A 20064-nucleotide genomic window follows, 5' to 3' on the forward strand; every position below is an offset into this window, starting at 1 on the left:
CGGAGAGTTCCATGACCCTGCAACCGGCCATTTCGAGCGAGCGCTCGCTCCTGATCGTCGAGGACGACAAGTCCTTCCTGATGCGGCTTGCCCGCGCCATGGAAGGTCGCGGTTTCACTGTCACCACTGCGGAAACGGTGTCGGAAGGCCTGATGCAGGTCGAGCGCTCCGCGCCGGCCTTCGCCGTGGTCGACATGCGGCTCGGCGACGGCAACGGACTCGACGTCATTTCGGCGCTGAAACGCCGGCGCCCCGATGCGCGCGGCATCGTGCTGACCGGATACGGCAACATCGCCACCGCGGTGAATGCGGTGAAGCTCGGCGCTGTCGATTACCTCGCCAAGCCGGCCGACGCCGACGATGTCATCAACGCCCTGCTCTCGATCGAGGGCCGCAAGCCCGAGCCGCCGGAAAATCCGATGTCGGCCGATCGCGTGCGCTGGGAGCATATCCAGCGCATCTACGAATTGTGCGGCCGCAACGTCTCCGAAACCGCGCGCCAGCTCAACATGCATCGCCGCACCTTGCAGCGCATCCTGGCGAAGCGCGCACCGCGGTAGTCTCGCTTGGTCATTCCGGGGCGCTTGCGAAGCAAGCGAACCCGGAATGACAGCGGGTTACATCTCATTCCCATAAGGCCCGGCCGGATCCATCAGCGATTGCAGCCGCAGCGATGCGCATTGCGCGACCCGCAGCGTCATCACTTTGCGCGTCGGAGCCGGCAGCTTGTGCTCGGGCGCGTCGCAAACGAATTCCCCGCCGAAGCCGTCGGCGACGATCAGCCCGGTATCCTTCGGAAAGATCTCGCAGGGCACCTCGACCGTCGTTGCAAAGAACAGCCGGTCGCAATGCATGCGGTAATCCATCCATTTCTGGTCCGCACGAAAGTCCGCGATCGACGACTTGATCTCGACGATCCAGATTTCGCCGCTGCGGCCGATGCCGACGAGATCGGCGCGGCGGCCCGACGGCAACGGCAATTCACTCACGCAGGTAAAGCCGTGCGAGAGCAGCAGTCGCATGGTGCCGCGCGCCACCGTGAGCGCGGTCTGCGACTGCCGGCCGTCCACCGGCATCTCGGCGATGCGGCGGATCAGTTCGCTCATTCGGCAGCCTGCCGCGGCTGTTGCATCGACGGATGATCCGGAAACGCCGCTTCCAGCGCCTCGCGCGAGGCCGCGAGCACGCCGCGTTCGGTGATGAGCCCGGTGACAAGCCGCGCCGGCGTAACATCGAAGGCGTGGTTGGCGACAGCCGAGCCATCGGGCACGATCGTTACCGTTTCGACTCGGCCATCGGCGGTGCGGCCGGTCATGGTCGCAACCTCCGCCGCGTCGCGCTGCTCGATCGGAATTTCTGCCACACCGTCACCGAGAGAGAAATCGATCGTTGGCGATGGCAGGCCGACATAGAACGGCACACCGTTGTCGTGCGCCGCCAGCGCCTTGAGATAGGTGCCGATCTTGTTGCAGACGTCGCCGTCGCCGGTGGTCCGGTCGGTGCCGACGATCACCAGGTCGACCTGGCCGTGCTGCATGAGATGCCCGCCGACATTGTCGGCGATGACGGTGTGCGGCACGCCATGCTGACCCAGCTCGAAAGCCGTGAGCGAGGCGCCCTGATTGCGCGGACGGGTTTCGTCGACGAAAACGTGAACGGCAATACCCTTGTCATGTGCGGTGTAGATCGGCGCGGTCGCGGTGCCGAGATCGACGGTCGCAAGCCATCCGGCATTGCAATGGGTGAGGATGTTGACCGGCTCGCCCGGTTTCTTGCGCGCGGCGATGGCTTCGATCAGCGGCAGCCCGTGCCGGCCGATCGCCTGGTTGATGGCGACATCCTCGTCGCAGATCGCGGCCGCGCGCCGGTAGGCCGCGTCCATCCGCTGCGCAGGCTGGAGATGCCGGACCTCTGCCGAGATCTGGTCCAGCGCCCATTTCAGGTTGATTGCGGTCGGCCGGGCGGCGAGCAGCAACGCATACGCGCGTGCGAGATTGTCGTCGGAGGCGTCCTCGCGCAGCGCCAGTGCGAGCCCATAGGCCGCGACCGCACCGATCAGCGGCGCGCCGCGCGTCTGCATGCTGACGATGGCATGCACGGCGTCGCCGACGCTTCGCAGCGTCACCCTCTCGATCCGCCACGGCAGCAGGGTCTGGTCGAAAATGCCGACTGACCAGCCATCCGGCTCGAGCCAGATGCTCCGCGTCGCGATGCCATTCACCTTCATGAGCCAGAGATAAACCGGTTCAGCGCGCAAGCGAAAGCAATTTCGCAGGACCCGAAGGAACCCCTGGTTTCCGGGGCCAAATATCGGCCGCAGATGCTTGAATGCCGGGATATTTTTGCGGCCCGGCCATGAGCGCTGATCGCTTGCACCGGGCGTTTCGCTGACGCAATCTCCCGCCGGATTTTATCTGGCGGAGCTTCCCGGAATGGCGATCGACAATAGCGCAGCCTATAACAACCGCGCGGCGGTGCCTGATTTCCCGAATATCGTGACGCAGTGGCAGCGCGACGCCGCTGCCTATCGCGAGATGATGATCAAGGACGGCCGCGCCGAACTCGATATCCGCTACGGGCGGAGCGAGCGTCAATATATCGATTTGTTCAAGGCCAAGGACGACGAGGCGCCGGTCGCGCTGTTCATTCATGGCGGCTATTGGCGCGCGATGAGCCCGAAGGAACACAGCCATCTGGCGCGTGGGTTGACCGGTAACGGCGTCACCGTTGCGGTCGCGGGCTATGACCTGACGCCGCAGGTGTCGATCGCGCAGATCGTCGATGAGATGCGCGCCGCCGTGCTGTTCCTGTGGAAGCGCTTCGGCAAGCGCATCATGGTCTATGGCCATTCGGCTGGCGGCCATCTCACCGCCTGCATGATGGCGACCGACTGGCAGGCGCTCGATCCGACCGCGCCGGCCGACCTGATCCCGGCGGGCTCCGCCATCTCCGGCGTGTTCGACCTGACCGGGCTCGTCACCACCGACATGAACGCGGATTTCAAGCTGGACGAGGCCTCGGCGCGGGCGAGTTCGCCGCTATTCTGGCCGGCACCGAAGGGCCGCGTGCTCGATGTCGTGGTCGGCGCCGACGAATTGCCGGAATTCATCCGGCTGTCGCATGTCATGGCCGACACATGGGGCGCCGCGGGTGTGGAAACGCGATACGAGGCGGTGCCCGGTACGCATCATTTCAACGTGGTGGCGCCGTTCGCGGACCCGCTCAGCGCGATGACCGGACGCCTCGTCGAATTGTGCGAGCTGACGCGGAGATAATTGCGTCACGCAAGCGGCGCTTCAGAACCAGTAGCGCCACGCATAGACGGTGGTCAGCACCACGCCGATGCCGGTGACCACCCAGCGCATCAGTTCGCGCGGCGCATGCCGCGCGATCCGCGCGCCGATCACCGATCCGACCAGGGCGCCGCACATCATGGCAAGCGCGGCCGGCCAGTTGATGCTGCCCTGAACCGCAAACACCGTCATCGCCACCGATCCGTTCAGGGCGGCAACCAGGTTCTTGGTGGCGTTGGCCGGCCGGTATTCGCCGGAGGTCGCAAGCTGCAGCACCGCGATCAGCAGCACGCCGAGCCCGGCGCCGAAATAGCCGCCATAGACGGAGACCGGCAACAGCATCGGAATCGAGGTGAGCTTGATCTCCGGCTCGCGACCGTGCTTCGCGAGCGCGCGCGCACGCACCACCGCACTGATTTTTTCCCCGAACGCGAACAGGATGGTCGCAAAGCCGATCAGGAGCGGCACCAGAATCTCGAACACTCGATTCGACGTCAGCATCAGTAGCAGCGCGCCGATGCCGGCGCCGAGCACCGAGGCGAGAACCAGACCGATAAAGCCGCGGTCGAGCGGCGGCAATTGGGTCCGGTCGGACAGGGCCGCTATCAGGCTGCCCGGAGTCAGGGCCGCGATGTTGGTGGCAATGGCGGCAATCGGGGTCAGCCCGACGGCGAGAAAGGTCGGAAAGGTGATCAGCGCCGCGCCGCCAGCGAGGCTCGCAATCGTGCCGCCGGCGAGCCCGGCCGTTGCCAGCAATGCGGTCGACGCGATGTCCATGATTCAACCAGTCGGGAAAAAAGCCTGCCGCGACGGCGACACACTGCCGGGGCAATCCGACCTGTAAAGACATGAATGCCCGGCGCAAGGCCGGGCATCACAGGAGAGTTATGCTTTCCAGCAGAGCGACAGGCAGACGATCAGAAGAACGCCTGAATACCGGTCTGCGCGCGGCCGAGGATCAGCGCATGGATGTCGTGCGTGCCCTCGTAGGTATTGACCGTCTCCAGGTTGGCGACGTGGCGCATGACATGGAACTCGTCGGCAATGCCGTTGCCGCCATGCATGTCGCGGGCGACGCGGGCGATATCGAGCGCCTTGCCGCAATTGTTGCGCTTCATCAGCGAGATTGCAGGCGGACCCGCACGGCCCTCCTCGATCAGGCGGCCGAGACGCAACACGCCGTGCAGGCCGAGCGTGATTTCGGTCTGCATGTCGGCGAGCTTTTTCTGAATCAGCTGGTTCGCGGCGAGCGGCCGGCCGAACTGCTTGCGGTCGAGGGTGTATTGACGCGCGGCATGCCAGCAGAATTCCGCAGCGCCCAGCGAACCCCAGGCGATGCCGTATCGCGCATTGTTGAGGCAGCCGAACGGCCCCGCGAGGCCGGACACATTCGGCAGCAGCGCATCCTCCGGCACGAAGGCGTTATCGAGCACGATTTCGCCGGTCACCGAGGCACGTAACGACAGCTTGCCCTCGATCTTCGGGGTGGAGAAACCCTCGGTGCCGCGCTCGACCACGAAGCCGCGGATCTTGCCGTCCAGCTTCGCCCAGACGATGGCGATGTCGGCGATCGGCGAGTTCGAGATCCACATCTTGGCGCCGGTCAGCCGGTAGCCGTTCGGCACCTTTTCGGCGCGGGTGACCATCGAGCCGGGATCGGAGCCGTGATCCGGCTCGGTCAGGCCGAAGCAGCCGACCATCTGGCCTGAGGCGAGCTTCGGCAGGTATTTCTTCTTCTGCGCCTCGGTGCCGTAGGCGTAGATCGGGTGCATCACCAGCGAGGACTGCACCGACAGGGTGGAGCGGTATCCCGAATCGACCCGCTCGATCTCGCGGTTGATCAAACCGTAGGCAACATAGCCCAGGCCCGCACCGCCATACTCCTCGGGAAGCGTCGGGCCCAGAAGGCCGAGTTCGCCCATCTCGGGCAGCAGGGTGCGGTCGACCTTTTCGTCGCGATAGGCCTCGATCACCCGCGGCATCAATTTGTCTTGAGCATAGCCGCGCGCGGTATCGCGGACCATGCGCTCCTCTTCGGTCAGTTCCCCCTCCAGATCGAGCGGGTCTTCCCAATTGAAATGCGCGTCCTTGATGGACCCGGGGCGCTGGGCTGTAAGCTTTTCTGCGGCCTGACTCATGATGCTTTCTCTCCCTGCAGGAGCCTGTCTGCCGGCTATCCGTCAGATATTCACCGTAAATGCAACACTAACGATGCGAATGCTGGCCGCCAAACGACCGGACATGATCCTGAAAGTTACATCCACTAACATTATGTTCGGAATCGGCACCTAAGATGCGGCTTTCCGGGGGCGAGGGTTAGGACCGTGTTTATCAAGAGTGCGTTTTTCCGCCTGAAAGCTGGAGCGCTCGGCGGGGCCAGCATGCTGACCCTGGCATTCGCGACCGGGTCGGTGTCCCCGGCCGTGGCGCAGGACTTTTTGTTCTTCCGGGATAGCCCCCGCTATGACCGGTATGACGGGCCGCCGCCGCGCCTCGAAAGCCGCAGGCCGGAACCGCGCCAGCGCCTCACCCCCCGGCAGCCGGCCCGCTCGGCCGGCAAACCGCCCAAGTCGGAGATCGCCAGACCTGCGAAGGAGGCACCGCCTCCCGCCGGCCCGCACATGCTGATCGTGTCGGTGAAGTCGCAGAATGTGTCATTCTACGCCAACGGCAAGCTGGTGTCGCAATCCCCGGTTTCAACCGGCAAGGCCACCAACCCCACGCCTTTTGGCGTATTCAGCGTCATCCAGCGCAACCGGCACCACCGCTCCAATATCTATAGCGGCGCGCCGATGCCCTACATGCAGCGGCTGACCTGGTCGGGCATCGCCCTGCATGAAGGAAAGCTGCCGGGCTACCCCGCGTCTCATGGCTGCATCCGGCTGCCGGAGCGCTATGCGGATTACCTGTGGCGCACCATCCGGATGAACACGCGCGTGATTGTGTCACGCGAGGATGTCGAACCCGTGGACGTGGCGCATCCGTTGCTGTTCCAGCCCAAGCCGCCGGTTGCTGCCGTCGAGACGCTGCCGGACCTGCGCAAGACGCTGGACACCACGATGCCGGAACGGGTGCGGACCGCCAGTGCCGCATTGATCGCCACCGACGGCGCCGGTGAAGCCGCAGAGGGCACCGATGCAAAGCCTGCCATGCGCGACCTGACGTCCTCGGTCGAACAGGCCGGCACGCATGTGGAAGCTGAGGCCACCCCCGAAGCAAAGACCGCGGCCGAGGTTCAGGACAGCGAGCGCAATTCCGACACGACCGCCTCGATCTATCCGCAGCCTGCGAATATCCCGGGGCCGATCCTCGCGAGCTTCGCGCAATCGCTGGACGCCAAGCAAAAGAAAGCGCCACCCAAGGGCGCGATCACGGTCTTCATCAGCAAGAAGGACAAGACGCTGTACGTGCGCCAGCACTTCATTCCGCTGTTCAGCGCACCGGTGACCTTCAAGGACGACAAGCCGAATTTCGGCACCCATGTCTTTACTGCGCTGGCGAAAGACGGCAGCGACACCGAGGTGAACTGGAAGGCGGTCACAATGCCGCCGGAACTGCCGAAAGCCGAGAACGTCAAGACCCGCGTCGAAACCGATCGTCGCGGCCGTCCGATCGAAGTTTCGGCGAAGCGGCTGAGCAAGGCCCCCGAACCGACGCAGAGCCTCGGCGCAGCGGCGGTACTGGACCGGATCGAAATCGCGCCCGAGGTGGTCGAGCGAATCTCGGAATATGTCACCCCCGGCGCCTCGCTGATCGTCTCGGACCATGGGCTTGGCCACGAGACCGGGCTTTACACCGACTTCATCGTGGTGACGCGGTAAGCCGCGCCGCGGCCCGCGTCATTCCTTCCGCACCACCTGATGCGGCTGCTCGTCATAGGGCGGCCCGTAGATCACCAGCATCCGGATCACCGGGCTGGTGACCTTGATGTCGTGAAACACCTTTGCCGGAAAGTACACGAGATCGCCGGCCCTGATATCATGCGGGACGTCGTCGATCCGCACCACCGCCTCGCCCTCAAGCACATAAACCGCCTGTTCGAGATCGGGATGCATATGCGCAATTGCGCCTTCGTTGCGCTCGATCTCGCCCAGCACAATTTCGAGGTGCCGCGCGCCATTGACGCGCGGTCCGATCAGCCGCTTGTTGCGGGTGCCGGTGTGATTGGCCGGTGAATAGGCTTCGATCTCTTCGGACCGAATGATGTATTTCGAACGCTGCGACATGGCGTCACCTGATCCCGTTCAAGACCTCGTCAATGACGGCCCGTCAATCTCCGCCGGCAGCAGGCCGCGATCACGTGCCAGCTTGGTCACGATCGCGGCCACCGTGTCGAGCGTCGGCGTTGCGATATTCGCCGCGCGCGCGAACGCAACCGGCGCCAGCACGATCTCGGCAATCTCCATCGGACGATGCTGCTCGTAGTCCTGCAGGATCGACGCCTTGTGGTCGAGCAGCCGTGCCAGCATGCGTTTCGGTTCTATATCGAGGGCATAGCCATGCGCGGCGGAAATGCTGAGACCTTCGCGCATCACGCGGCAGTAGATTTCAGCCAGCGCCGGGTCCTTGCGCGCACCATCTGACGGGCTCGCGGTCGCCAGGCCGATGGTCGATCCGCTCATGTTGTTGACGAGCTTGGTCCAGACCGCAACGCGGATGTCGCCGGGATCGGGCGACAGGATGCCGGCCTGCTGGAGGGTTTCGCGGACTTCGGCGATCCGCCCGGGTGCATCCGCGCGTCCTGGCGCGGCATTGTCGGCAATCGAAGCCAATTCCAGCCGGTTATGTGTGGGCGAATTGTTCTTGATGACGCCCGGCGTCTCGACTTCGTTGGCGGAATAGATGATGCCGCCGAGCACCTGATCCATGCGCATCGCCGCAAGAAAGGGTTTCGCCAGTTCGAAGACGGGAAGCGCCGGCGGCTGCGGATGCTGCGATGGCAGTCCGACCGGGTACCACCAGGTCATGCCGTTTTGCGGAAACAGCACCAGCGTGTCCTTGCCGACCAGCGGCGCGATATGCGGAGCGATCGCCGCCAACGCCGTCGCTTTGGTGGCGACAATCACCAGATCCTGCGGACCGAGATCGCGCGGCGTGTCCGTGGCTGTAACCTCTGCCGCCAGAAGGTCGGCGCCGGTCTTGAGTTGCAGGCCGCGCTCGCGGATCGCCGCCAGATGCGGCCCCCGCGCGATCACCGAGACGTCGTGGCCCGCGCGCGCAAGCCGCACCGCGAAATGCCCGCCGCTGGCCCCGGCTCCGAAAATGCAGATGCGCACGGCTCACCTATTGCTTTTCGATCTTCGCGGTCTCGACCGCTCCGCGCCAGAACTTCAGATCGTCCGCGATCAGCCGGTCGAAAGCTACCGGCCCCATGGGAACGGGTGTCATGCCGAGCGCAAGCATCTTTTCTCGTACGTCTGGCATCGCCATCGCGGCAGCCACGATCTTCGCCAGCCGCTCCCGGATGTCCATCGGGGTTCCTGCGGGTGCGAGCATCCCGACCCACGAGGTTGTCTCTACTCCCGCAATGGTCTCGTTGATCGTCGGCAGGTCCGGCAGACCCGGATAGCGCTTCGGCTCCGCCAGAGCCACGAGACGAAGCTGCCCGCCGGTCACGAGCGGCATCACCGACGGCAGCGTGGCAAAGCTCATGTCGATATGGCCGCCGGCGAGATTTTGCACGGCCGGTGCGCCACCCTGAAACGGCACATGATTTACATTGATGCCAGCCTTGGCGTTGAGCAGCGCGCCTGCAATCTGGTGCGCGGAGCCAACACCGGCGCTACCAAATGTAAGCTGCCCGGGCTTCTCCTTGGCAAGCTTGATCACATCCGCCACCGACTTGATCGGCGAGTCGCTGCGAACGACCAGCGCAAGGTAGGTCTCGGTCAGCAACGACACCCCGGCCAATCCATTCGACGGATCGAACGGATAGCTCTTCTGCAGCGCGGGCCCCATGACGACGGGAGCGTTGACGCTGACGAGCAGCGTATATCCATCCGGCTGCGCGCGGGCGACTGCCGCCGTGCCGGTCACGCCGCCGGCGCCGCCCCGGTTCTCGATCGCCACCGACTGGCCGAGCGCCTCGGCGAGTTTCGGCTGAAGGATCCGCGCGGCGGCATCCGATAGCGCACCAGCCGGAAACGGCACGATGATCGTAATCGGACGCGTGGGGTAGCTTTGCGCATTGACCGAGGAGGCGGCAGCGGCACAAGCCACGCCAAGCGAGATCAGCAGGGTGACGAATCGTTTCATCAGCTCACTCCTCACGCTGTCGTGGAGTCCGCGCCTCGACTTCCTGTGCCAATGCGCGCGGCGCCTTGATCTTCATTTCCAGCGCCATCTGACCGAAGGCCTTGCCCTGCGAATCGATACGCCGCGAGGCCATGCCGCCACCGCCGAGCGCGTCTTCGAGCAGGAAGTTGAAAGCATGAAGCCCCGGCGCTTCGTATCGTGTGACCTTGCCATGGACGAGGCCCTCGAAATGGGCCGCCATTTTCTCGGGCGTCACCTCACGGCGGATCAGCGACACGTATTTCGGATCGCGTGCGATGATCGCGATGTTGGATGAATTGCCCTTGTCGCCGGAGCGCGCCACGGCGAGCGAGCGCAAGGCGACTTCGGATTCACCATCGTTTTGCTCGCTTGGCTCCGCAGCAAGCGTCGCGCCCGCTGGCGCGGCATAGCCGCCTTGCGCAGGAACATCCACATCGAACGGCTCGCCGTCGCCGATCTGGACCTTCGGCGATCCAAGCACCGACTTGTCGACAAAGAACGTGAACAAACGCACGACCGGCGTCGGCTTAGGCCGCCCGGACAAAATGCCGGTCGTGCCCTGCGCGAAGCTGATGCCGACGGAGCCGAGTTCGCGCGCGAAAATATCGATCGCTTCGCGGTCGGCATGGTCGACCACCAGACGCAACAGCACTTCGCGCACGCCGCGCGCGTTTGCTTTTGGCCCGTAGGCGGATTCCGAGCCCAGCACTTCGGTGTGCGTTGCCGTGAAATCGGGAAGCTGACGCTGGCGGAACAGCATGCGCGCACGCGCCAGCAGTGCTTCCGCTGTGCGCTCGGCCTTCGCGACCGCATCCGGTCCAACGATGGAGACCGTGGCCACGCCGCGCCAGCCATCCTGCCAGGTGGCCGAGACCTTGTATTGCGATGTCGGCGGATAACCCTTCGCGCCCGAGATGCGCACGCGGTTCTCACCCACCTGTTCGAGGATGACCTGCGTGAAATCGGCGACAACGTCCGGCAGCATGTACGCGGCCGGATCGCCGACTTCGTACAGCACCTGCTCGGCAACGGAGGCCGGCACGATCAGCCCGCCGGTATTGTCGGGCTTCCACAGCGTGAAGCTGCCGTCGATTTTGCAGGACGCGATCGGATAACCGATATTCTCCCAACCAGGCACCTTGTCCCAGTCCGTGTGCACGCCACCGGTCGATTGCGGCCCGCATTCCAGGATGTGCCCGACGAGGCTGCCGGCAGCGAGCTTGTCGTAATCGTCGGCTTTCCAGCCGAATTCATGCATCAGGATGCCGAGCGCCAGCGCCGAATCCGCGCAACGGCCGGTGATGACGATGTCGGCGCCGCGATCGAGGGCAGCGGCGATCGGCAGCGCCCCGAGATAGGCGTTGGCGGTGAGCAGTTTCGGCGGCAGCGCTTCACCGGTCGCGGCCTCGCGCGTGGTTGCACGCAGCGCGTCGATGCGCGGCATCACGTCGTCGCCTTCGACCACCGCAATCTTCAGCGACAGTCCAAGCTCGGCACAGGCTGCGTCCAGCGCGCGCTTGGCGCCTTGCGGATTGACCGCGCCGCCATTGCTGACAACCTTGATCTTGCGCTTGGCGATTTCCGGCAGCGAGCGCTTGAGATAGGCGACGAAATCCGGCGGAAAGCCGGCATTGGGATCCTTCATGCGCGCGCGGGCCAGAAGCGACATCGTCACTTCGGCGAGATAATCCATCATCAGGTAATGGACATCGGCGGTCAGCAATTGCGGAATCGCCATCGGGCTGTCGCCCCAGGCCCCCGACGCGCCGCCGATATTGATGACCTTTTCGGCCATGTCGTGCCCCACGCGCTCTGTCAGTATGACTTCGGCAGGCCGAGTTCGCGCTCGGCAAGGAAGTTGAGCACCATCTCGCGCGACACCGGCGCAAGCCGCATCACCACCGCTTCGCGGAAATAGCGCTCGACGTGGAATTCCGCAGCATAGCCCATGCCGCCATGCGTGCGCACCGCCTGGTCGGCGGCCTTGAAGGCTGCGTCGCCGGCGAAGTATTTCGCCGCGTTCGCTTCCGCACCGCATGGCTGTCCGCTGTCATACAGTTCCGCCGCGCGAAGCGTGAGCAACTCGGCGGCCAGCAATTCCGTCCAGTTCTCGGCCAGCGGATGCTGGATCGACTGATTCTGGCCGATCGGCCGTCCGAACACCACGCGCTGTCCGGCATAGTTCACCGCACGCTCGAGGCAGCGCCGGCCGATGCCGACGCATTCGGCGGCGTTCAGGATGCGCTCGGGATTGAGGCTGTCGAGGATGTAACGGAAGCCCTTGCCGTCCTCGCCGATGCGATGCTCCACCGGCACTTCGAGGTTGTCGTAGAAGGTCTGGTTCGAATTGACCGCGTGCCGCCCCATTTTCAGGATTTCGCGCACCTCGATCTTCGAGCGGTCGAAGTCGGTATAGAACAGCGTCAATCCGTCGGTCGGCTTCTTGCACTCCTCGATCGGGTTGGTGCGTGCCAGCAGCACGATCTTATCGGCCTGCTGCGCGGTCGAGGTCCAGATTTTCTGACCGTTGACGACATAATGGTCGCCCTTCAGCACCGCGCGGGTCTTGATCTTCGAGGTATCGAGGCCGGCATCCGGCTCGGTGACGCCGAAACAGGTGCGTGACGAGCCATCGATGATCGAGGGCAGCCACGCCTTCTTCTGCGCGTCGGTGCCGTGCTTGACGATGGAATGCAGTCCGAAAATGTTGATATGCACGGTCGAGCAGGCGGCGAACGCGCCGGCCGAATGCGCCACCTCCTGCATCATGATCGCGGCTTCGGTGACGCCAAGCCCCGCGCCGCCATATTCCTCCGGCATCGCAATGCCGAGCCATCCGCCATCGGCCATCGCCTTGGCGAACTCGAACGGAAAGGCGTGCGCCTTGTCTTTTTCGAGCCAGTAATCGTCATTGAAGCGGTCGCAGATCGCGCGAACGGCGTCACGGATTTCGCGCCGTTCCGGCGTGTTGCACAGCGCGTCGAAGGTCTTCACTTGCGTCAGCTCCCGGTGCTGGTTTTCGGCTTTGATTTTGATATGGCGGCGCGCTTCTTCGCACGCTCGGGCAGGATTACGTCGGTGTGCTCTCCGAGATTCGGCGCAAGACAGCGGATCCGGGCCGGCGTCTTCGAAAATTTCACCGGGAAGCGCGAAACCTTCACCCTGCCTTCCGTCGGATGCTCCATCTCGGGGAACATCTCCACCGCTTTGAGGTGCGGATCGTCGAACAGATCTTCCAGACGGTTCACCGCATGCGCCGGTATGTCGGCTAAGTGCAACGCCGCGATCCACTCCGCTGTGGCCTTTTGCGGCAAATGCTCTTTCAGGAAATGCCCCATATCCTCGGAATGCCGGGTGCGTGTTTCCTGCGTCCTGAACCTTGGATCGGTATCGAGCAGATCGGGCTTGCCGACCATCGCCGAAAATGCGCGCCAGTGCTTGTCGGTATAGACCACGAGCGAAAGATGGCTGTCCTTGGTTGGATAAGGCCCGCGCACGCGTGACATCAGGCGTTTGTAGCCCATCGTGTCGAGTGGCGGAACGAACGCGCCGCCGCCCATGTGATCGGCGAGCACGAATTGCGCCATGGTCTCCAGCATCGGCACTTCGATTTCCTGCCCTTCGCCCGTCACGGCACGATGATGCAAGGCCGCAATGATGGAGATCGCGACATAGAGACCGACCACGCGGTCGCACATATTCACCGGCGTGTAGCGTGGCGTGCCATCGATCGCGCCGAACAATCCGGCGACGCCCGCGCCCGCCTGGGTAAGATCGTCATACACGGCCTGGCCGGATTTCGGTCCATCGGAGCCGTATCCGACCGCGAGGCAGTACACGATCTCGGGATTTACAGCCCGGACCTCGTCGTAACCAAGCCCGAGCCGCGCCATCGCCTGCGGCCGCACGTTGGAGACGAACACGTCGGCATCGGACACAAGCGACAGCAGCGCCCCGCGATCCTCGGCATCCTTCAGATCGAGAACGACGCTGCGCTTGTTGCGGTTGGCATTGAGGTAGAGCGGCCCCATGCCGTCGGTGCGGTTCGGACCGATCCAGCGCAGGGAATCGCCGCCAGCGGACTCGATCTTGATCACGTCGGCACCGAGATCGCCGAGAATCTGCGTCGCCGACGGCCCCATGATGACCGTCGTCAGATCGATGACGCGGATGCCTGACAATGGGCCCCTTGGGCCACGTGCGTCCCGCGTTTCGGCCGCCCCGGACGCTTCCACCCGCTTCGTCATATTTCGCTATACCGAAAGAACTATCGCTATTTCGAATATTTCTATGGCCGGGCGACGCCGGTGTCAATCGACCGGCGTCGCTTCACCAAGGCGCCCTATCCGCCCTGCCCGAGCGTTTTGCATGCTTCGGTGACGAGCTTGATCGCCTGATCGAATTTGCCCGTCATGCGTGAGGTCGGCCCGGCAATGGTCACGATGTAATCGGCGCCCTGCCACCGGAACAGCGACGACACCGTGGTGGCGTCCTCGAAGCTTTCCGCCTGATTGAGGAAATAGCCGCGGCGTCGGGACGCCTCGATATCCTCGCGCAAGTCCTGCTTCGAGCGGATGGTTTTCGCCGTCATCGGAACGAGCTTTGCGGCTTTCAGCCAGGCCTCGAATTCTTCTTGGCCGAGGCTGCCGAGAAAGGCCTTGCCGGCCGAGGTCGCATGCAGGCTGCGCACCTGGCCGCCGGCATCGACGATAAAGCGCAGCGGATGGCTGGGTTCGAATACCAGCAGATAGGTCGCGTTGGTCTTGCCCGCCTTCGCCAGCGACACCGACTCGTCGATGGCGTCGCGTATCTTTCGCAGCAGCAATTCGGCGCGCAGCAGGATCGGATCGTGCTGCGAGATGGTCGTTGACAGATTCAGCAGCCGCACCGTCGGATAGAAGCCCGCACGCGGTCCAATCTCGTAGATATAACCGCGCGCCAGCAGCGCCCGCAGCACATCGTGGCAGCTCGACGCCGGAATGCCGAGCAGCCGCGAAATGTCGGACAGCGACAACGGCCGCCGCTCGGTCGCAAACAATTCGATGAAATCCAGCGTCCGCTCGACGATCTTGGACATGCTCTGGTCGCCCCCGGAGGCCATCGCGATACCTGCGATGCATACAATGAATGGGCCGAATGCCAAAGCGGCTTGCAACGCGGCTCGCGATTGACGCCATGCGGGCGCCTGCTACACACAATCCCACGAGCGAGGTCGTCCCATGAGCGCGCGCAAACAGATTTCCTATATCGGCGGCTATATCGACCCGGGATTCGATCGCAGCATCGAGGCCTGCGCCGATCTCTCGCTGATCCGGATCGACAAGTCGCAACCGTTCGAAGCTCTCCATGCAACGCTTGCTGCGTCGCACGCAATCCAGATCGATTCGGCGCGTCTCGACATTCCCGAACATCTGCGGGTCGGACGCGAATTCCTGTCGCGATGCCCGAATGTGCTGGTGGTGTCGGCGAGCGGCGCAGGCTTCGACGCCATCGATGTCGACGCCTGTACCGAAGCCGGCGTGATCGCGGTCAACCAGACCGGCGGCAACCGCGAAGCCGTCGGCGAGCATACGCTCGGCATGATGCTGTCGCTGACCAAGCGCATCGGTGAGGTCGACAAGGCGCTGCGATCCGGCGAGGTGGTCGACCGCATCGCCTATATGGGCGACGATCTCTACGGCAAGACCGTGGGGATTGTCGGCTTCGGCAATACCGGAACGCGGGTCGCGGAATTGTGCAGCGGCCTGTTCGCCATGACGGTGCTGGCCTATGACCCCTATGTCGGCGAGAACGTGATGACCGCTCGCGGCGTCCGCAAGGTCGATCTGCACGAACTGCTGCAACAGTCGGATTTCGTGTCGCTGCATTGCCCGCTCACCGCCGAGACCACGCGCATGATCGGCGCGCCGGAATACGCGCGGATGAAGAAGGGCGCGTTCTTCGTCACGGCCGCGCGCGGCGGCATCCATGACGAAAAGGCGCTCTACGATGCCTTGAAATCCGGCCATCTTGCCGGCGCCGGCGTCGACGTCTGGGAGCAGGAACCGCCGCCCGCCGATCATCCGCTGCTGACATTGCGCAATGTGATCGCCAGCCCGCACACCGCCGGCGTGACTCATGCCGCGCGACAGCGCCTCGCCTTGATGGCGGCCGAACAGCTCATCGACATCCTGCGCGGCGGCCAGCCGCAACGCATGCTGAACGCCGAGGCATTGCCGCGCTTCCGAGAGAGATTCGCGCAGGTGTTCGCGCATGCGTGACGTCACTCGCAATCCCGCGGCGGCGGCGCCGCCTGCGCTGAACCGGCGGCTGCTCGATATCCTGTCGCTCGAGGATCTGGAGCCTGCAGCAGAACGCTATCTGCCGCATTGCATCTACAGCTTCATCTCGGGCGCGGTGGAGACCAACGCCTCACGGCATGAGAACCGCGCCGCGTTCCAGGACTACGACTTTCATCCCCGCGTTCTGATCGACGTGTCGGCGCGAACCACCGCGACAACGCTGTTCGGGGAGACATTCAGTGCGCCGTTCGGCATCGCGCCGATGGGCGGATCGGGACTGGCCGGCTATCGCGCCGATCTTGCGCTGGCATCTGCCGCTGCGGCCGAGAATGTCCCGTTCATCCTGAGCGGCGCGTCCCTGGTGCGGCTGGAGGAGATCGCAAAAGCCAATCCGCTGGCCTGGTTTCAGGCCTATCTGCCGGTCGATCGTGGCGCCATCGGCGGCTTGATCGATCGCGTCTCAGCCGCCGGCTACCGGCACCTGGTCGTCACCGCCGACGTACCGGTCGGCGGCAATCGCGAAAATCTGGTGCGCGCCGGCTATACCTCGCCGCTGCGTCCGACGCTGAAACTCGCGCTCGATGGGCTTGCTCATCCGCGCTGGCTGTTCGGCACCGCGCTGCGCACATTGCGCCATCACGGCATGCCCTATTACGAGAATTCGAGCGTCGAACGCGGCATGGCGGTGTTCTCCAATGCGGCAACGCGCGCGCACCTGCGTGACTCGTTGTCGTGGCAAGACCTCGAATGGATCCGCGAGCGCTGGCAAGGCAAGCTGATCATCAAGGGCATCCTGTCTGCGCCGGATGCGGAGACCGCGCGCCGGATTGGCTGCGACGGTGTCATCGTCTCGAACCATGGCGGGCGGCAACTCGATGGCGCAGCCGCCCCGTTGCGCGTGCTGCCCCGCATCGCTGAAGCGGCGCAGGGCATGACAGTGATGATGGACAGCGGCATCCGCCGCGGCAGCGACGTGATCAAGGCGCTCGCACTCGGCGCCGCTTTCGTGTTTGCCGGACGGCCGTTTCTTTATGCTGCGGCAATCGGACAGGAAGCCGGCGTGCGCCGCGCGATCGATCTGCTGCGCAGCGAAATCCACCGCAATCTGGCGTTCCTTGGATCGCGCGATCCGTCCGACTTCGACGGACGGGTGATGCGGATCGCGCGTTGAGATGTCATTCAGCGCTGGTGGACGTAAGTGCCCGGCGCAGGGCATAGCGGCGCAAGCCCGCGATGCACCGCGCCCATCGGCGGCGGCGCAACGCGGCCGCTGCTGCTGCGGGTCAGCAGCCAGTCGGCCAGGGCAGGCCACCACGATCCTTCGGCCCGCGTCGCCTGTTCGAGCCAGCTATCGGGGTCGAGATAACGATCGAACGGACGCCGCATCCCGAAGGAATAATGTCGGTCGGTGCGGCCGGGCTCAGACACGATGCCGACATTGTGCCCGCCATTGGTCAACACGAAGGTCAGCTCATTGTCCGTGAAGAGGCTGATTTTGTAGACCGAACGCCACGGCGCGATGTGGTCGCTCTCCGTGCCCACGACGAACATCGGCGCGTGGATATCCTTCAGGGCAATCACTCGCCCGTCGACGGCATAGCGCCCGGCCGTGATCCTGTTCTCGAGGAACAGCGCGCGCAGATATTGCGAATGCATGCGGGCTGGCATCCGCGTCCGGTCGGCGTTCCATGATGTCAGCGCATTCGCCTTCTCGCGCTCGCCCAGCCAGTATTCCTTCAGCATCGTCCGCCAGATCAGGTCGTTCGCGCGCAGAATCCGGAAAGCGCCCGCCATCTGGCGGGTATCGAGCACGCCCTGATCCCACATCATGTCTTCGAGGAAGGCGATCTGGCTCTCGTCCACGAACAGCATCAGGTCGCCGGCTTCGCTGAAATCGACCTGCGCCGCGAGCAGCGCGATGGTCGCAAGCCGCTCGTCGCCTTCGCGCGCCATCGTCGCGGCCGCGATCGACAGCAGCGTGCCGCCGATACAATAGCCGCACGCGTGCACCTTGCGGTCGGGGACGATCGCGTTGATGGCATCGAGCGCGGCCATCACGCCGGACAGGCGGTAATCGTCGAACGACACATCGCGATCGTCGGCGTCCGGATTGCGCCAGGAGATCATGAACACGGTGAAGCCGCGCTCGACCAGATAGCGGACCAGGGAATTATGCGCCTCCAGATCGAGGACATAATATTTCATGATCCAGGCCGGAACGATCAGCACCGGCTCGGCGACGACCGCATCGCCGGCCGGCCGATACTGGATGAGTTCCATCAGGTGATTGCGGAACACGACGTCGCCCGGCGTGGCGGCCACATGCTTGCCGACCTCGAAGCCGTCGCGGATCGGCAGCTCCTTCGACGACAGCAGGGCAAAAATATCCTCGGTGTAGTTCTTCGCGCCGCGCACGAGATTGGCGCCACTCTCGCGCAGGGTGGCCTCCACAATCTCTGGATTGAGCCACGGGTTGTTGGACGGCGAGGCTGCATTGAGAATTTGGTTGACCATGAAGCGGACGCGTTTGGCCCTGATCGGACTCATGCCCCGCACCTCGCGGGTCGCCTCGCACCACCATCGCTCCTGAGCGAGTTGCGCCTGCTGCCAGAAAACAAGTGGCGCCTTGCTCCACGCCTCGTGCTGGAAGCGCCGGTCGTGCGGCTGGGCATGAAATGGCGGCGGCGGCATTGCTCCGGTCAGCGCCTGTGCGACGAAGCGCGAATACAGCGTTGCGATCTGCGCGGCGGCGATGCCCAGTTCCGCTTGCCGGCCGGGCGCGCGCGCGAGATGCGACGCCCAGTCGAACCACGCCGCCGCTTGTGCGTGGGGCGACAATCCCTGAGTCAGGCGCGCGGCCGTCGCCCGCAGGACACGATTCCAGTTCTCGAACGACGGCACCGAAATGCCATCGTCCGCATCGGCAGCAGGCGCCGCCTGCGACGCCGCCGCGACACGGGTCTCCGTTCGCGCCGGCAAGTTCAGGACGCTCAACGTCTGCCGATCGTCGTGCAAGGCCATCGATCGCTCCCATTCCGAGGCCGATGAGGGACCTGCGGACCAGACCCGCAACATCCTCTTCGTGGCCGATAAAGGTTTTGCGTCAGATCAAGCCGGGCCTGTGACAATATCGCGCCTCCGCGACGATTCAGCCACAGGACGCTTCCGCCGCTGCCACCGTCTGATATCTGTGTGCCAAGGAATTCCTACCCGCACCCAGGAGCGACTGATGAAGGCCGGCCTTGCCTCCCCGAACGGCATTACAATTCACGACGTGCCGCAACCGGCCCCAGGCCCGGCGGACCTTCTGGTCGCAGTGAAGGCGATCGGGCTGAACCGCGCCGACCTCGGCGCTGCCAAAGCCGGGGCGAGCGACGGCGGCAAGCCGATCGGAATCGAATTTGCCGGCGAGGTCGTCGCGACCGGCGCTGAGGTGCAAGGCTTCGCCGCCGGCGACCGCATCATGTGCCACGCGACCGGCAGTCACGCCGAATTTGCGCTGTGCGACTACCGCCGCGCGCTCAAGATTCCGGAGGGTATGAGCTATGAGACGGCCGCGACACTGCCGGTCGGCCTCAACACGCTGCACAATGCACTGGTCACGGCCGGCCGTCTCAAGCCAGGCGAGAACGTGCTGGTGCAAGGTGCGAGTTCCGGCGTCGGCATCATCGGGCTGCAGATGGCGAAGCTGCTCGGCGCGAAATGCGTCATCGGCACCTCGACCAACGATGCCAGACGCGCGCGGCTGACGGAATTCGGCGCGGACGTCGCCCTCAACACGGCCGATGCCGACTGGCCCGAGCAGGTTCTCAAGGCGACCGGCGGCCGAGGTCTCGATCTGACCGTCGACATGCTGTCCGGTCCGACCGTCAACCAGACCATGCGCTGCACGGCGCTCAAGGGCCGTATCGTCAATATCGGACGCCTCGCCGGCGCGCGTGCCGAATTCGACTTCGACGAGCATGCACGCCGCCGCATCGATTATATCGGCGTGACGTTCCGGACACGCAACATCGATGAGGTTCACGACATCATGGTCCGGATGCGCGACGATCTGTGGGATCACGTCAAGGCCGGCCGCCTCGGGGTGCCGGTCGACCGCAGCTTCAGCCTCGCGCAAGCCGCCGAAGCGCATGCCTACATGCGGGCGAACAAACACTTCGGCAAGGTTCTGCTGATCCCCTAGCGCCGCCCGACTCTTGTGCGACGCCGGC

General features: G+C 64.4%; 18 protein-coding genes. 6 read left to right on the top strand and 12 right to left on the bottom strand.

What is annotated here, in order from left to right; all coding sequences use genetic code 11:
- The first annotated feature begins 11 nt into the window (after nucleotides 1–11).
- Nucleotides 12–560 carry an ActR/PrrA/RegA family redox response regulator transcription factor gene (locus AC5I5I_RS02255; protein ID WP_495969491.1) on the top strand — a complete coding sequence of 183 codons (549 nt, stop codon included), beginning with the start codon at nucleotides 12–14 and terminating at the stop codon, nucleotides 558–560.
- Between the two features lie 57 nt (nucleotides 561–617).
- Here AC5I5I_RS02255 and AC5I5I_RS02260 read toward each other — a convergent pair whose 3' ends face one another.
- Both AC5I5I_RS02260 and mtnA read right to left on the bottom strand, forming a co-directional pair.
- On the bottom strand, nucleotides 618–1106 hold the full coding sequence (locus tag AC5I5I_RS02260; protein WP_495969492.1) for an MmcB family DNA repair protein: 489 nt from the start codon (nucleotides 1104–1106) through the stop codon (nucleotides 618–620).
- Nucleotides 1103–2227 carry an S-methyl-5-thioribose-1-phosphate isomerase gene (gene mtnA / locus AC5I5I_RS02265; protein WP_495969839.1) on the bottom strand — a complete coding sequence of 375 codons (1125 nt, stop codon included), beginning with the start codon at nucleotides 2225–2227 and terminating at the stop codon, nucleotides 1103–1105. Before mtnA ends, AC5I5I_RS02260 begins: the two co-directional genes overlap by 4 nt.
- A gap of 205 nt (nucleotides 2228–2432) precedes the next feature.
- Between mtnA and AC5I5I_RS02270 the strand changes: the two genes are divergently transcribed.
- Nucleotides 2433–3275 (top strand): alpha/beta hydrolase, encoded by an 843-nt coding sequence (locus tag AC5I5I_RS02270; RefSeq protein WP_495969493.1) that lies wholly within the window; start codon nucleotides 2433–2435, stop codon nucleotides 3273–3275.
- 21 nt (nucleotides 3276–3296) lie between these two features.
- On the opposite strand, the gene AC5I5I_RS02275 is transcribed toward AC5I5I_RS02270, so the two are convergent.
- Together AC5I5I_RS02275 and AC5I5I_RS02280 are read right to left on the bottom strand one after the other, a co-directional pair.
- Nucleotides 3297–4070, bottom strand: coding sequence for a sulfite exporter TauE/SafE family protein (locus AC5I5I_RS02275; RefSeq protein ID WP_495969494.1), 774 nt, complete (start codon nucleotides 4068–4070; stop codon nucleotides 3297–3299).
- 140 nt (nucleotides 4071–4210) lie between these two features.
- Nucleotides 4211–5431: an acyl-CoA dehydrogenase gene (locus AC5I5I_RS02280; protein ID WP_495969495.1), complete on the bottom strand. Its 1221-nt coding sequence runs from the start codon at nucleotides 5429–5431 to the stop codon at nucleotides 4211–4213.
- Between the two features lie 186 nt (nucleotides 5432–5617).
- Here AC5I5I_RS02280 and AC5I5I_RS02285 point away from each other — a divergent pair, with 186 nt between their 5' ends.
- Entirely contained in the window at nucleotides 5618–7114 is a 1497-nt protein-coding gene (locus tag AC5I5I_RS02285; protein WP_495969496.1) for a L,D-transpeptidase, read from the top strand.
- A gap of 18 nt (nucleotides 7115–7132) precedes the next feature.
- On the opposite strand, the gene AC5I5I_RS02290 is transcribed toward AC5I5I_RS02285, so the two are convergent.
- The 7 genes from AC5I5I_RS02290 to AC5I5I_RS02320 all read right to left on the bottom strand — a co-directional run bounded on the left by AC5I5I_RS02290 (nucleotide 7133) and on the right by AC5I5I_RS02320 (nucleotide 14646).
- Entirely contained in the window at nucleotides 7133–7519 is a 387-nt protein-coding gene (locus tag AC5I5I_RS02290) for a cupin domain-containing protein (protein ID WP_495969497.1), read from the bottom strand.
- A gap of 18 nt (nucleotides 7520–7537) precedes the next feature.
- Nucleotides 7538–8569, bottom strand: a complete 1032-nt coding sequence (locus AC5I5I_RS02295; protein ID WP_495969498.1) for a ketopantoate reductase family protein — start codon at nucleotides 8567–8569, stop codon at nucleotides 7538–7540.
- Nucleotides 8570–8576: 7 nt separating this feature from the next.
- Nucleotides 8577–9548, bottom strand: coding sequence for a Bug family tripartite tricarboxylate transporter substrate binding protein (locus tag AC5I5I_RS02300; RefSeq protein WP_495969499.1), 972 nt, complete (start codon nucleotides 9546–9548; stop codon nucleotides 8577–8579).
- Nucleotides 9549–9552: 4 nt separating this feature from the next.
- Nucleotides 9553–11364, bottom strand: a complete 1812-nt coding sequence (locus AC5I5I_RS02305; RefSeq protein WP_495758410.1) for an acyclic terpene utilization AtuA family protein — start codon at nucleotides 11362–11364, stop codon at nucleotides 9553–9555.
- A gap of 20 nt (nucleotides 11365–11384) precedes the next feature.
- A complete protein-coding gene (locus AC5I5I_RS02310) occupies nucleotides 11385–12563 on the bottom strand; it encodes an acyl-CoA dehydrogenase family protein (RefSeq protein WP_495969500.1) in 1179 nt (392 codons plus the stop codon).
- A gap of 5 nt (nucleotides 12564–12568) precedes the next feature.
- Nucleotides 12569–13750, bottom strand: a complete 1182-nt coding sequence (locus AC5I5I_RS02315; protein ID WP_495969501.1) for a CaiB/BaiF CoA transferase family protein — start codon at nucleotides 13748–13750, stop codon at nucleotides 12569–12571.
- Between the two features lie 161 nt (nucleotides 13751–13911).
- The gene (locus AC5I5I_RS02320; protein WP_495969502.1) at nucleotides 13912–14646 is read right to left on the bottom strand and encodes an IclR family transcriptional regulator; all 735 of its coding nucleotides are present in this window, start codon (nucleotides 14644–14646) and stop codon (nucleotides 13912–13914) included.
- Between the two features lie 142 nt (nucleotides 14647–14788).
- Between AC5I5I_RS02320 and AC5I5I_RS02325 the strand changes: the two genes are divergently transcribed.
- A complete protein-coding gene (locus AC5I5I_RS02325; RefSeq protein ID WP_495969503.1) occupies nucleotides 14789–15829 on the top strand; it encodes a hydroxyacid dehydrogenase in 1041 nt (346 codons plus the stop codon).
- Nucleotides 15822–17021, top strand: coding sequence for an alpha-hydroxy acid oxidase (locus AC5I5I_RS02330; protein ID WP_495758498.1), 1200 nt, complete (start codon nucleotides 15822–15824; stop codon nucleotides 17019–17021). The genes AC5I5I_RS02325 and AC5I5I_RS02330 overlap by 8 nt, the downstream gene beginning before the upstream one ends.
- A gap of 8 nt (nucleotides 17022–17029) precedes the next feature.
- Here the strand turns inward: AC5I5I_RS02330 and AC5I5I_RS02335 are convergent, their stop codons facing one another.
- The gene (locus AC5I5I_RS02335) at nucleotides 17030–18871 is read right to left on the bottom strand and encodes a PHA/PHB synthase family protein (protein ID WP_495969504.1); all 1842 of its coding nucleotides are present in this window, start codon (nucleotides 18869–18871) and stop codon (nucleotides 17030–17032) included.
- Nucleotides 18872–19079: 208 nt separating this feature from the next.
- On the opposite strand from AC5I5I_RS02335, the gene AC5I5I_RS02340 reads away from it, so the two are divergent.
- Nucleotides 19080–20036: a quinone oxidoreductase family protein gene (locus AC5I5I_RS02340; protein ID WP_495969505.1), complete on the top strand. Its 957-nt coding sequence runs from the start codon at nucleotides 19080–19082 to the stop codon at nucleotides 20034–20036.
- Nucleotides 20037–20064 lie beyond the last annotated feature (28 nt).

Source organism: Pseudorhodoplanes sp. (assembly GCF_059499825.1).